The following is a 12758-nucleotide window of genomic DNA, read 5'->3' on the forward strand; positions in this document are numbered from 1 at the left end:
TACAGCCCGAGCTGGCGCCCGCCGGGAGTCAGCCCGCGCTTGAGCGCGCCGAGCACCGTGGTGGTGACGCCCGAGGAGTGCCAGTCCATGCCCATGACGGCGCCGAGCGACTGGAACCAGAAGGGGTGCGCGAGCCGGCGCAGGACCTCATGGCGTCCGTAGTGGAGGACGAGCGCCTCGACCAGGACGCGCCCCATGCGCGCCATGCGCTCGGCGAGCCAGTCCGGTACCCGACCAGAGTGGAGGGGAAGGTCTGCACTACCCGTACGGTCCATGATGACTCCGGAGGTAACTTCCAGGAGTCAACCTCGGACCTCGGGTGCTTCTTCACGAAAGGGAGGGGAGCGCGCCGTGGCCGCTCGCCCTCCGAGCGACCCCCGAGGCCCTCGGCACGGCACGCCGACACCACGGTGTGCAGCGAGGCCGCCCACCAAGGTACCGAAGGTGGGAGAGGTGTGCGAATACCCGCCACTTCTCGACAAGTCTTCCGGATGACGCTTGGGGGCAAGTGGGGTACAGACGGCGCGTGCCGCTCGTCGTTCATCCCCACTTCCACCGGCGCCGTACCGGCGTCACCGCCCACACCGAGCTGATCGTCCCCGAGCTCGCGCGACTGATGGAGACGCGAGCGCTGGGCAAGCACCTGGCGGGGGACGTGCCGCGGATTCCGTGGGGCGAGCTGTGGAAGCGCCTGCGCGAGGAGCCGGTGGTGTGGCACGCGCACCGCAACAACGAGCTGCTCTTCGGGTTCCTGTTGAGGATGATGGGGAGACAGGTGCGGCTCGTCTATACGCGCCACGGCCCCTATCCGCCGAGCTGGTTCACCCGCTTCATCGCCCGGTATGCCGAGAAGCTCGTCACGCTCAACCCACAGGGAGCGGAGTGGATGGGCATCCCCTCGCAGATCGTCACCCACGGGGTGAACCTGGAGCGCTTCGTGCCGCCGACGGACCGAGCGGCGGCGTGGGGAGCGCTGGGGCTGGGAGGGCGCTACGGGGTGGGAGTGGTGGGCCGGGTGCGCCCCAACAAGGGCCAGGGCGACTTCGTGGAGGCCATCCGGCCGCTGCTGGGGGAGTTCCCCGAGTGGAGGCCGGTGCTGGTGGGGCTGGCCAAGGGCAAGGACGTGGGGTGGGCGGAGAAGCTGCGCGACTCCACGGAGGGGCGGCTGGTGCTGGCGGGAGAGCACCGGGACGTGGTGCCCTGGTACCAGGGGCTGAGCATCCTGGTGCACCCCTCGTACGGGGAGGCGTTCTCCATGGTGCTGGTGGAGGCGATGGCGTGCGGCTGCTGCCCGGTGGTGACGAGGCTGCCGCACGTGCCGGCGGTCATCGAGCACGGGCGCACGGGCTTCATGTACGAGCCCGGGGACGTGGCGGCGCTGCGCGAGTTGCTGACGATGCTGTTGCGCGAGCCCGAGCGGGCGCGGCAGGTGGGGCTCAACGCGGCGGAGGAGGCGCGCAAGCGCTTCGGCGTGGCGCACGAGGCCCGGGCACTGGCCCAGGTGTACCAGGCCGCGTTGGACCGCTGAGCAACTGGAGTATCGAAAATACGCAGGAGCGCGCCAACAGTCATGCGGTCGGCACCAACTCCGTGTGCTGAGTGCGCCGCGGCTTTCCTTGAGAAGGTGCTGCCGCACCGCAAAATGGCATTAGAATCAACGCATGCGCTTCACCCGCATCCGACTTGAGAACTGGCGCAACTTCCTCGACGTCAATGTGCCCCTTGAAAGCCGTGTCTTCCTCGTTGGTCCGAATGCCTCCGGGAAGTCCAACTTTCTCGACGCTATACGCTTCTTGCGTGACGTCGCTGATGTACAGGGCGGATTCCAGCGCGCCGTCTCCTCCACACGCCACGGTGTGTCCCAGATCAGGTCTCTACACGCCCGTCGGTATCCGAACGTAGCAGTCGAGGTTGACGTCGATCTCGCGGATGGTGAGCCGTGGTTGTATCGGCTGGAGTTCACGCAGGACAACCAGCGTAGGCCCTTGGTCAAACGCGAACTCGTCAAGCACGGTGGGGAAACCCTACTCTTACGGCCCAACAAAAGGGATGAGAAGGATCCTGAACTCCTGACTCAAACGCACCTGGAGCAGGTCAACACCAACCGCAAATTCCGCGAACTCGCGGACTTCTTCGCCAAGGTGCGCTACCTGCATCTCGTTCCTCAATTGGTTCGTGAGCCTGACCGTTCCACTGGACGGGTGAATGACCCATTTGGCGGTGATTTCCTGGAGCAACTCGCGCGGACCCCGAACAAGACGCTTGAGTCACGATTGAAGCGCATCACCAGTGCGCTGCGCGTGGCAGTACCACAACTCCAGAAACTTGACCTGAAGCGCGATGAGCGGGGTGTTCCTCACCTGCTGGGACGGTACAAGCACTGGCGACCCAACGCGGGTTGGCAAAACGAAACACAGCTTTCTGACGGAACGCTCAGGCTTCTGGGACTGTTGTGGGTCTTTCTCGATGGAACAGCCCCCCTGCTCCTTGAAGAGCCTGAGTTGTCCCTTCACACCGCGGTCGTTCGACATATTCCACAAATGCTCGCACGGTTGAGCCGGAAGAATGACCGGCAGATCCTAGTGAGTACGCATAGCGCCGATCTACTTTCGGACGAGGGCATAGGTGCCGAGGAGGTTCTAATTCTGGAACCCCTCAAAGAAGGGACTCAAGTTGAAGTTGCCACGAACGTCGCACAAATCCGCGATCTGCTAGAGGGCGGATTGTCTGTGGCAGATGCGGTCATTCCAAGGACCGCTCCGAGAGATGCAGACCAGCTCGCACTTTTTGGTGCGGCGCTGTGACGTCAGTTACGATCGCGGTGGAAGGATCTACAGACACGGCAGTAGCCCGAAGGTTACTTCTTCATGCTGGTCTTTCCGCGGGCTCGATCTATGCGGCGGGTGGCAAGTCCAAACTCGACCAGAAGCTGCCCGGCTACAACACTGCCGCACGGAATGCTCCTTGGTTTGTCCTCCGGGACTTGGATCAGGATGCCCCTTGTGCCCCCGCTCTCATGGGACGCCTGCTCCAAGCTCCCGCCCGCTACATGCGACTGCGAATCGCAGTTCACCAAGGAGAAAGTTGGCTGCTTGCAGATGCGGAGCGGATTGCTGCATTCCTTCAGGTTCAAATCGATGCCGTCCCATCTGAACCCGACACCCTCGTCAACGCGAAGCAGTCCCTTGTCAACTTGGCGCGTACATCGCGGTCACGCGATATACGTGCGGCCCTCGTTCCTCCTCAAGGCTCCACAGCATCAGTTGGACGCCAGTACACCGCCATGATTACGGAGTTCGCGCAAGAGCACTGGCGTCCTGGTCTTGCGGCGAAGCGAAGTGAGAGTCTCGCGCGATGCATCAATGCACTCCGGACCCTACCTCGCTGAGCACCAGGCCCCCAGAGACACTCGCATCGAGCAGGTCCGCCGCTGGGAGCGCCGCTTCCTTGACTGACCTCGAGCCACTTGTCGGCTCGGTCAACTCCGTGAGGTGAGCACCTCGCAGCCCTCCCGTGTCACCAGGAGGGTGTGCTCGAACTGGGCGGAGAGGCTCCCGTCCTCCGTCACCACCGTCCACTTGTCCGGCAGCACCCGCACCCCCGGGCGCCCGAGATTCACCATGGGCTCGATGGTGAGCACCATGCCCGCGCGCAGCGTGATGCCCGTCCCCCGCCGGCCCACGTGCGCCACATGGGGCGGCTGGTGCATGAAGCGGCCGATGCCGTGCCCCCCGAACTCCTCCACCACGCTACAGCCCTCCGCCCGCGCCAGCTCCTCGATGGCCGCGCCGATGTCCCCCAGCTTCGCGCCGTGGCGCACGACCGCCACGCCCGCGTCCCGACACCGACGCGCCACGTCCACCACGTGCCGGGCCTCCGCGGACACCTCGCCGATGAGGAACGTGGCCGAGGTGTCCCCGTGGAACCCCTCCAGGCACGTGGTCACGTCCACGTTGATGATGTCTCCTGGCACGAGCCGCTCGTCCGGGCGGGGGATGCCATGGCAGACCACGTGGTTGCGGCTGGTGCACACGGCCGCGGGAAAGCCGTGGTAGCCCAGCTGGCTCGGCGTGCCCCCGCGCCGCGCCGTGTCCTCCCGCACCCACGCGTCGATGTCCGCCGTCGTGATGCCGGGCGCCAGCCGCGCCGCGACGTACGCCAGTGTTCCCGCCGCCGCCTGCCCCGCCAGGCGCAGCCGGTCGACCTCGGTTCCCTTCAGCAGTGGAATCCCCATGGCGTGGCAAGGTGGCACCCGTGCGTCTGGAGCGTCCAATGCTGTTTCGGCATGATGCTGGGACGCCCCGTGCACGAGCCCCCGGCCTGCGTTAGTCTCGAGGGCGTGAGTCTCACGCACATCCAGTCCTTCGTCGCGGTGGCCGAGGAGCGCCACGTGGGGCGCGCCGCGCGCCGGCTCCACCTCAGCCAGCCCCCGCTCAGCCGCCACATCCTCGCGCTCGAGGACGAGCTCGGCACCCCGCTCTTCGAGCGCACGCCGCGAGGCATGCGCCTGCTGCCCGCGGGCGAGGCGTTCCTCCAGCACGCGCGCCGCATCCTCGCCGAGGTGGACGCGGCGGTGCACACCGTGCGGGGTGTCGCGACGCGGCGGCGGGAGTCCTAGTCACCACACCGAGGTGCACCCATGAAGCACGCCCGTTCCCGCCTTTCCCTCATGCTCGCGGGAGTCCTGTCCGCGGGCGTCTTCTTCCACGCCTCCGCCTCGGAGCCCTCCAAGACGAAGGAGCCCTCGCCGGACTACCTCTCCGACACCACGCGCGCCCTGCTGCGCAAGAAGATGGGGCGCCACGGGGTGGACGCGCGGGAGCTGATGTACGGCGTGACACTGCTCCGCTACGACGTGGCGCGCGCCGCCGCCCAGCGCATCGCCTCCGAGCCCCGGATCGCCCGGCCCGAGCCCGGGAGCGAGGACGACTTGAGCGCCGCCCTGCCCGAACGCTTCTTCCTCCTCCAGGACGAGGCACGCATGCGGGCCCAGGCCGTCAGGGACTCCGCCGAGCGGCGCGACGACAAGGTGATGGCCGAGAACTACGGCCTCCTGGTGCAGACGTGCGTCAACTGCCACTCGCTCTACGGGAAACGCCAGTGAGCGCGGGGCAGGTGTCAAACACCGTGTACAGTTGACCCCCACGGGGCAGGGATTGTCGAACCGCCATCCCTGCCCGAAAAACATTGGCCAGTCGAAAACGGGAAGGCCTCATCCTCCTGGTCAATCAGACAAGAGCATCTACCTTGAGTGCGGCTGAATTCACTCGGGGGATGCAATGAAGTATTCCAAGAGGACGATGGTGTGGGGATGGCTCACCTGTGCCCTGGTGTCCCTGTGTCTGGGAGACGCCCATGCCGCGGAGCCCCAGAAGTCGGTGGATGTTCCGAACTACCGCCTCGTGGACGCCTCGATCCACTCAGCCGTCCAGACGGCCGGCGCCTGTCCCAGCACGGGTATCGTTGCCTTCAGTGTGACAGGAGGCGGCCATATCTCTCAAGGAGGAGCCACTCTCCTGGGGTATCAAGCCACCCATACCAATCTCGGTGGTGGTTGGGTGAACGGAGGAGGTACGTTCATCGCGCCCTGCACGGGGCTGTATTCCTTCACCGTCTCGTTTGTAAAAGACCCCTATTACTACGATGGCACGTACGATGATGTATTCATCTACGTCGCGCACAACGGCACTTACAAAGGATATGCCTGGAGCGGAGAGGACAGCGTGCTAAACCGCAACACTGGCACCTATACCGTTGCGCTCTTCATGAACGCAGGCGATTACCTCCAAACTTTCGCCGAAAGCGACAGTGGCCGTAAACGCCACATCTCTCAGTTCAACTTGACGGGCTTCATGGTGAAGTCGCTCTATTGATGCGCGAGAGGCAGGCGACTCACCGTCGCTGACCCTCATTCCCTTGCCCACCCGCATCACCCCCCGTGGTCACTTCCGCGAGCACTCCGGAAGCACCCACTCCGCATAGCCCCGGGTGGTTGGATAAAGCACCCGGCCATTGCCAATCCATTGAGGGGCTTCGAATTCTCCGCTTGACGGTGGAGTAGACGACGAAGTCGCCACCCTTGTTTTGGGTGAGGCGATGATTGTTGAAGCTGTCGTTGGTGAACTTGAAGTAACGCGACCCATTGCTGTCGATGTGGGCCGGCTCCCCCACGAGCCCAGGGGAGAGCTGATCCAACATGGTCTTGAGCCGCCCGACCCGACCGCTGTACTCGTTGATCTCGGAGAACTCTTCCATCAACTCATCCACCACGGGTTTGACGCGCTTGGTGGAGGTCAGGAGCCACTCAAAAGGCAGGTCATCGAGGATGTGCGCCTTGTTGAGCTGGCGGTCATCAACACGGTTGAGCTTCACATCCCGCGGCATCACATGGGGCTGCCGTTGAACCACCTGCGCATGAAACGCGCGCCCTGTGCCCATCCCAGGCCGTCCATGGCGGCTGGAATATCCGTTATCGCGAACGGGCGTTGCTGCGTGCTAGCGACCTTCAGCGGGGCTGGGGCGAAGTTCGGCCGGTACTTCTGACTCTGAGCTCCCATGACATGGTCCTCCGTGCTGAAGCTGCCGCCAGGTGCCTCATGAGCGTGCCAGCATCCCCTGGAGGATGGGAAGGGGTTGAGCACGCCACTCGCGGCCGTCCTCCAGCGCGGACTCGATGAGGCTCGCCTCGGGCGGGACGCACTCCTCGCCGTAGCGGCCCTGGGGCACCTCCACCGAGGGCGCATCGACCAGCACGGGATGCTCACGGACATGCGCACGTGCACGGAGCCACTCACGCGGTGTCGAACAGGCCGATGTGCAGGCCGCACCCCAGGCCGGGCGAGCGCGCCTCGCAGCCGGGGCGAGCCCCCGCACGGAAGGGAATGACGCTCAGCCGGGGACGCGCGTCGGCCAGTGGGATGACCTGGCGGAAGGCCTTCGGCGCCTCCCGCGACGGGGTGGAGAGCGCGACGGCGGCGACGGCAAGTCGCAAGTGGAATCCCCCTTCAAGCACCTCCGTGCGGAAGGGGGGTCCGGAGATGTGATGCGAGGCGGGACATGGGGACTCCACGGCTGCTCGGCCAGTGCGCGAGCAGCGGGGCGTCCCTTCGCCGTCGGCTACTTCTTCGAGCGCGACGTGCTGCCCGACTTGCGCGAGCGCGACGCGCCGCTCGACTTGCGCGCGCTGCTGCCCGTCTTGCGCGCGGTGGTGCCCGTCTTGCGCCCCGTCTTGCCCGCGGCCTTGCGGGTGCGCGTCTTGGCTCCGGTGCTGCGCGTGCTGCGGGCCGGCTTCGCCCGACGTGAGCTGGACGCGCTCTTCTTCGCCGCCGTCTTCTTCGTGGAGCGCTTGGAGGCGCCCTTCGTCTCACCGGTCTTGCGGCGCTGCTTGTTCACGACGCGGGCGGCCAGCTCCTCGGCACGCTCCAGGCTCTCGCCATGCTTGAGCGCCGACTTCTTGATCGCCGTGTACTGTCGCACACGCTTCGGGTTCTTCACGCCACGAGGGGGCATCCGTTCTCCTCCAGTTGTGTCGAATGGAATGCGCCCACAACATGGGGATGGCCGCTTCCCGACGAAAAGCCCTTGCGCTTCGCATGCGTCCGAAGCCCAACACCCCCGTGCCTGTTCAGGCCACCGATTGCTCGGGAGAAACGGTGTCCTCGGCGATGGGCAGGGTGATGAGGAAGGTGGTGCCGCGCCCCGGCTCGCTCTCGACGCGAAGCTCGCCCCCGAGCGCGGTGATGATGCGGTGGCACACCGACAGGCCCAGCCCCGTGCCCACGCCGACGGGCTTGGTGGTGAAGAACGGGTCGAAGACGCGCTTGAGGTGCTCGGTGGGGATGCCCGAGCCGGTGTCGCGCACCTCCACGGTGACGTGGCCGGGAGCCGAGACACGGGCCCCCACGCGAATCTCGTTCTCCCCCACGCGGCCCGGTTCAATGGCATGCGCCGCGTTGATGAGCAGGTTGAGGAAGACCTGGCCCAGGCGTGCCGCGTTGGCGCGCACCGCCGGCACCGCGTCGCACTCCTGCACCAGACGCGCGCGGTCGCGCACCTCGTGGTGGGCCATCCTCGCCGCGCCGCGCACCACCGCCGCCAGGTTCACCGGGGCGAGCGCCACGTCATCCGGCCGCGACAGCGTCTTGAGGTCCTGCACGATGAGCCGCACCCGCTCGGCGCCCTCGGTGGCCTCGGCGAGCGCCGAGAGCAGCTCCTGCCGGTCCTCCTCGGTGGGCGCGCCCATCAAGTCCCGCAGCTCGCTGTGGACGAAGCGCAGATTGCCGAGGATATAGGCGAGCGGATTGTTGATTTCGTGCCCCACGCCCGCGGCGAGCCGGCCCACGGAGGCGAGCCGGTCCGCGAAGAGGAGCTGCTCCTGCGCCTGCTGGAGCTGCTGGAGGCTGTCCTGGAGCCGGGCGTTGGCCTCGCCGAGCTCGGCGGTGCGCGCGCTCACCGTGTCCTCCAGCAGGACGTGGTAGCGGCGGGCCTCGCGCTCGGAGGCCTCGGCCTCGGCGCGGACCAGGCGCTGCTTCTCGGCCAGCAGCTCCCGGAGCTCGCCCGCCATCCGCTCGAAGGCGCGCCCCAGGGTGCCCAGCTCGTCCTGGCCCGTCACGGGCACGCGCAGGTCGAGCTCGCCGCTCCCGATGCGCTCGGCCACTGCCAGCAGCCCCTGGAGCGAGCGGCGCAGGGGCACGAGGATGGAGAAGGTGAGCACCAGCAGGAGCACGACACCGAGGGAGGGGACGAAGAGCGCGAGCCGCTGGTTGAGCCGCACGTTCCCGTCCCACTGCGTCCGCAGCGCCGCCATCTCGGCCTGCTCCGCCCGCTGTGCTTCCACGAGGCGCTGGCCCACGCCCTGCTCGAACTCCGTGTACAGCCGCCACTCCACGTTGGCGTCCATGGGTGAGTCCGGGGGGATGGCACGAATGCGCGCCTCCGCCTCCTCCGCCCATTGCCGCAGGCCCTCCCGGAGTTCCGCGTGCTCCCGCCGCTCGACCTCGGCCGTCCTCTCCGGCACGGACCGCGTCTCCTCCAAAAGGCGCTGCTCCAGCCGCTCCAGCTCCACCTCCACCCGCTCCAGCAGCTCGATGCGCACGAGCTGGGTGCGGCCCTCCATCCGCCGCATCTGGGTGAGCTCGCGCAGGTAGGGCCACGCCAGGGCGTGCAGCCGGTGGTAGCCGTCGAGCTGCTCCTGGATGGCCGTGAGCTGCTCGCGCACCCTCCGGCCCGTGCGGGCGCCGACATAGAGGTGGACGCCCATGAGGCTCACGAGCGCGAGAGCCATCGCGGCGAACAACCACACCTTGGCGCGAATCGTCATGGAAGCACCGCTGTCGCTCATGCTCTCACGCTCGCCCGCGTCGCGCGAATGACGCCCCTTTCTCAGCGGCTGGGAATTCCAGGGTGCCGCGTCCACTGGCGAGCGGATGCCGGCTCAGTGTTCATGACCGGGAGGTTCTCGTGTCTGGCATGAATCACCTGACCCGCGAGGCGAGGGCGACCCGGCCTGGACAATGGTTGGATGGTGCTACCCGCTCCCAGGAGATCTCCCGTGCCAGGACCCAGGCTGTCGTTGTACGCCGCGCTCGCGGCCGGGTGCTTCTTGCTCACCACCACGGCCGAAGCCCGCTTCGGCAAGTCCGGAGGCTCGCGCTCTTCCGGTTCCTCTTCGTCGAAGGGTGGCTCACGCTCCCCGGGTCGCGCTCACGGGTCCGGTGGCTCGCGCTCTTCCGAGCGGCACGAGGCCACGCCGGTGGGTCAGGAGCGGGATGACACGCCTTCCCAGGAGGGTCCGGGGGACAAGCCCCGACGTCCCAGGAGGAACCTCGTGCCGCGCGCCGTGTGGATTTCCGGGGTGACGACCCCCGTCTCGTCCTCCTCCGTGTACCGCCGGCACCGGCGGTGGGGGGAGCCGGAGCGCGAGGAGCGGAGCGCCCCGCTGATGGTGCGGCTCGGCGTGGACGGGCTCGCCGTGAAGCACGGTGGGGCGCTGGGGTTTGGCCTGGGCATCGAGGGCCGGCGCTGGGGCGTCTCCACGCGCTTCACCGGGCTGAGGCTGCGCGCGGACGACGGCTCGGAGGAGCTGGACTCCATCGAGGTCATGGAGGCGAACGTGACGTTCGCCGCGCATGCGAGCGAGCGCGGCCGCTTCCGCCTGGAGGGAGGCGTGGCGGCGGCGCGTGCCCCGGATGTCACCTTCGTCGGACCGAACGTGGCCGCGTCCTTCGAGCGGTGCCTGTTCGGCGCGCTGGACCTGGAGGGCCGGCTCCAATGGGTGCCGCTGCCCCACCTTCAGTTGGATGCCCAGATAGGACTGGCGGCCCACCTGGGCGTGCTGACCCTGCGCGGTGGCTGGCGCGGGCTGCTGCTGGATGATCGGGGCTACGTGGATGGGGAGCGGCACCGGGACAAGATGGGTGGCCCGTTCGCGGGCATCGGCCTGAACTTCTGAGCCGGCGCTCCCCGGGCTACTTGCCCGCGGGAGCGTCCTTGGTGGGAGCGGCGGCGGGCGCGGGCTTCACGTCCGTGTTCTGGCCGGCGACGATCTCCCACTTCTTGCCCGACTTCTTCATCACGTAGCGCATGCGGGTCTTCAGCACGCCCGACTCCGTGGCCTGGACCCCGGGAGGCAGCCCGGCGTACCCGGTCACCACGTGCTCCATGTCGACCACCGCCACGGCGGTGTCGAGGAAGAGGAGCCGCGTCACCGTCACCTCGGTCCGACTGCCCTTGAAGAGGGTGTTGAAGACGAAGGCGTGCCGCTTCTCGATCTCCTCCCGGCCGTTGAAGACGCTTCCGACGATGTTGATGAACGCGGCGTCCTGGGAGAAGTCCTTGCTCCAGGCGGCGGCGTCGGAGCGGTTCCAGGCCTCGGTCTGATCCGCCACCAGCTTGCGAAGGGCGGCCTCGTCGGCGCCGCGACCCTTCGCGGCCTGGGCGTGAGCGGGAGAAGCGAGCATGAAGGTCAGGGCCACGAGCGCGGCGGTCACGAGCTGGAAGAGGTTGCGCATGGGAGAGGCTCCTCGGAGGGAAGGGAAGCGGCCAGACGGAAGGCCGGTCGCTGGAGCATCGCACACCGCGTCAGAAGCCCGGGAATCCCTGTGAGCTGGCGCCCGGTCCCTTCCATGCCATTAGCCCTTCGCTCCCAGCGTGGTATCAGGGTCACCACGGTCCACCCGTGGTGCGCCCTCGCGGCCCACCCGTGAGCGGACTGGGAACGACCCCTCACTCCCCGGGAGGCAGGATGTCACAGGCCTGGACCTACAAGGACTTCGTCAAGGATGCGCTGAGCCGCGTGCCGGAGATCTCCGCCGAGGAACTCGGCCGCGCCGAGTCGCGCCAGCACGTGGTGCTGCTGGACGTGCGCGAGGCGGATGAGACGACGGACGGCACCCTGGAGGGCGCGGTGCGCCTGCCTCGCGGGCTGCTGGAGAAGCACGTCCACGAGCACGTGGCGCGGCGGGACACCCCCGTCGTCATCTATTGCGCCAGCGGCAACCGCTCGGCGCTGGCGGGCGACGTGCTGCTGAGGATGGGCTACACGAACGTGCGCAGCCTCGCGGGTGGCATCGAGCGCTGGCGCCACGTGGGCCAGCCCGTGTCGGGCGGCGCGGTGGTGTGTCAGCTGCCCGGGGCGAAGCTGAACTGGGACGACGTGCGGCGCGAGTTCGCCATCGTGGCGCGCTGCGTACCGGTGCTCGGCTCGGGGGAGCGCCCGCTGGTGTACATGGACCACGCGGCCAGCACGCACGCACCGGCCTCGGTGCTCAACGCGTACACGGAGTTCGTGGCGCGCGAGTACGCCAACATCCACCGCGGCACGCACCACCTGTCGCGCAAGGCCACCGAGCGCTTCGAGGAGTGCTACTACATCATCGCGGACTACCTCCACGCCGAGCTGCGCCGGGGGGCCATCTGCTTCACCAACAACACCACGCAGGCCATCGACCTGTGCACCCACGTGATGGCGGACCGGCCCGGCAAGGTCATCACCACGGAGATGGAGCACCACTCCAACGAGCTGCCCCACCGACGCCGCAGCCCCACGCTGCGCGCCCGGGTGACGGACGAGGGCGAGCTGGACCTCGGGCACCTCGAGGAGCTGCTTCGCAAGAACGACGTGAAGCTGGTGGCGGTGACGGCGGGCTCCAACGTCACGGGCGTGATGCCGGACCTGCGGCGCATCGCCCGCATGGCGCACGAGAACGGCGCCCTCATCCTGGTGGACGCGGCGCAGGCGCTGGCGCGCATGCCCATCGACGTGCGCGACCCGGATGACATGGAGCACATCGACTTCCTCGCGGGCGCGGGCCACAAGGCCTATGCCCCGTTCGGCGCGGGCTTCCTCTACGGGCCGCGCGCGCTGATGAGCCAGGCCTCGCCGTACATTCCCGGCGGTGGCACGGCCTCGAAGGTGACGCCGCGCGACGCCGAGTACCTCCCGGCGCCGGACCGGCACCACGGCGGCACGCCCAACATCGCGGGCGTGGTGGGCATGGCGCGGGCGCTGTCCTTCCTGCAGGCCATCGGCATGGACGAGGTGCGCGCGCACGAGGTGCGCCTCATGGAGCGCATGCTCAAGGGCCTCCAGGAGATGGGGGGCATCACCCTCTACGGGCCGCCGGACGCGAACAAGCGCCTGGGCGTGGCCACCTTCAACGTGGACGGGGTGTCGGACCTGCTGGCGGCGGCGGTGCTCTCCGAGGAGGGCGCCATCGCGGTGCGCAACGGCCGCTTCTGCTCGCACCTGTACATGGACA

At 67.8% G+C, this 12758-nt stretch carries 16 protein-coding genes; 7 read left to right on the forward strand and 9 right to left on the reverse strand.

Annotated features, from left to right (window positions below; all coding sequences use genetic code 11):
• On the reverse strand, positions 1-275 hold a 275-nt coding region (locus VF794_RS13820; protein ID WP_331110517.1), incomplete at its 3' end, for a DUF763 domain-containing protein.
• Positions 276-526: 251 nt separating this feature from the next.
• Here VF794_RS13820 and VF794_RS13825 point away from each other — a divergent pair.
• The gene (locus tag VF794_RS13825; RefSeq protein WP_331110519.1) at positions 527-1528 is read left to right on the forward strand and encodes a glycosyltransferase family 4 protein; all 1002 of its coding nucleotides are present in this window, start codon (positions 527-529) and stop codon (positions 1526-1528) included.
• A gap of 133 nt (positions 1529-1661) precedes the next feature.
• The gene (locus VF794_RS13830; RefSeq protein ID WP_331110521.1) at positions 1662-2804 is read left to right on the forward strand and encodes an AAA family ATPase; all 1143 of its coding nucleotides are present in this window, start codon (positions 1662-1664) and stop codon (positions 2802-2804) included.
• A gap of 674 nt (positions 2805-3478) precedes the next feature.
• Here the strand turns inward: VF794_RS13830 and map are convergent.
• Positions 3479-4234 carry a type I methionyl aminopeptidase gene (gene map / locus VF794_RS13835; RefSeq protein ID WP_331110522.1) on the reverse strand — a complete coding sequence of 252 codons (756 nt, stop codon included), beginning with the start codon at positions 4232-4234 and terminating at the stop codon, positions 3479-3481.
• A 105-nt stretch (positions 4235-4339) separates the two neighbouring features.
• On the opposite strand from map, the gene VF794_RS13840 reads away from it, so the two are divergent.
• From VF794_RS13840 to VF794_RS13850, 3 genes are all read left to right on the forward strand, one after another.
• A complete protein-coding gene (locus tag VF794_RS13840) occupies positions 4340-4618 on the forward strand; it encodes a LysR family transcriptional regulator (protein WP_331110540.1) in 279 nt (92 codons plus the stop codon).
• Between the two features lie 21 nt (positions 4619-4639).
• Positions 4640-5104 (forward strand): hypothetical protein, encoded by a 465-nt coding sequence (locus VF794_RS13845; RefSeq protein ID WP_331110524.1) that lies wholly within the window; start codon positions 4640-4642, stop codon positions 5102-5104.
• A 175-nt stretch (positions 5105-5279) separates the two neighbouring features.
• A complete protein-coding gene (locus VF794_RS13850) occupies positions 5280-5873 on the forward strand; it encodes a hypothetical protein (protein ID WP_331110526.1) in 594 nt (197 codons plus the stop codon).
• A 19-nt stretch (positions 5874-5892) separates the two neighbouring features.
• Here the strand turns inward: VF794_RS13850 and VF794_RS13855 are convergent, their stop codons facing one another.
• From VF794_RS13855 to VF794_RS13875, 6 genes are all read right to left on the reverse strand, one after another.
• Positions 5893-6438, reverse strand: a complete 546-nt coding sequence (locus tag VF794_RS13855; protein ID WP_331110528.1) for a DUF6402 family protein — start codon at positions 6436-6438, stop codon at positions 5893-5895.
• Positions 6384-6557: a DUF6402 family protein gene (locus VF794_RS41740; protein WP_414640906.1), complete on the reverse strand. Its 174-nt coding sequence runs from the start codon at positions 6555-6557 to the stop codon at positions 6384-6386. Before VF794_RS41740 ends, VF794_RS13855 begins: the two co-directional genes overlap by 55 nt.
• Before the next feature lie 37 nt (positions 6558-6594).
• Positions 6595-6753 carry a hypothetical protein gene (locus VF794_RS13860; RefSeq protein ID WP_331110530.1) on the reverse strand — a complete coding sequence of 53 codons (159 nt, stop codon included), beginning with the start codon at positions 6751-6753 and terminating at the stop codon, positions 6595-6597.
• A gap of 37 nt (positions 6754-6790) precedes the next feature.
• The gene (locus tag VF794_RS13865) at positions 6791-6991 is read right to left on the reverse strand and encodes a hypothetical protein (protein ID WP_331110532.1); all 201 of its coding nucleotides are present in this window, start codon (positions 6989-6991) and stop codon (positions 6791-6793) included.
• Positions 6992-7116: 125 nt separating this feature from the next.
• Positions 7117-7509: a hypothetical protein gene (locus VF794_RS13870; protein WP_331110534.1), complete on the reverse strand. Its 393-nt coding sequence runs from the start codon at positions 7507-7509 to the stop codon at positions 7117-7119.
• 115 nt (positions 7510-7624) lie between these two features.
• The gene (locus VF794_RS13875) at positions 7625-9319 is read right to left on the reverse strand and encodes a sensor histidine kinase (protein ID WP_331110536.1); all 1695 of its coding nucleotides are present in this window, start codon (positions 9317-9319) and stop codon (positions 7625-7627) included.
• A 231-nt stretch (positions 9320-9550) separates the two neighbouring features.
• On the opposite strand from VF794_RS13875, the gene VF794_RS13880 reads away from it, so the two are divergent.
• Positions 9551-10450 (forward strand): hypothetical protein, encoded by a 900-nt coding sequence (locus VF794_RS13880; RefSeq protein ID WP_331110538.1) that lies wholly within the window; start codon positions 9551-9553, stop codon positions 10448-10450.
• 16 nt (positions 10451-10466) lie between these two features.
• On the opposite strand, the gene VF794_RS13885 is transcribed toward VF794_RS13880, so the two are convergent.
• The gene (locus tag VF794_RS13885) at positions 10467-11009 is read right to left on the reverse strand and encodes an SgcJ/EcaC family oxidoreductase (RefSeq protein ID WP_414640907.1); all 543 of its coding nucleotides are present in this window, start codon (positions 11007-11009) and stop codon (positions 10467-10469) included.
• Between the two features lie 233 nt (positions 11010-11242).
• Here VF794_RS13885 and VF794_RS13890 point away from each other — a divergent pair.
• Positions 11243-12758, forward strand: a 1516-nt coding sequence (locus VF794_RS13890; protein WP_331110539.1) for an aminotransferase class V-fold PLP-dependent enzyme, incomplete at its 3' end; no start/stop codon positions are given.

The sequence above is a fragment of the Archangium sp. genome (assembly GCF_036389735.1).
In the GTDB taxonomy this organism is placed as follows: domain Bacteria; phylum Myxococcota; class Myxococcia; order Myxococcales; family Myxococcaceae; genus Archangium.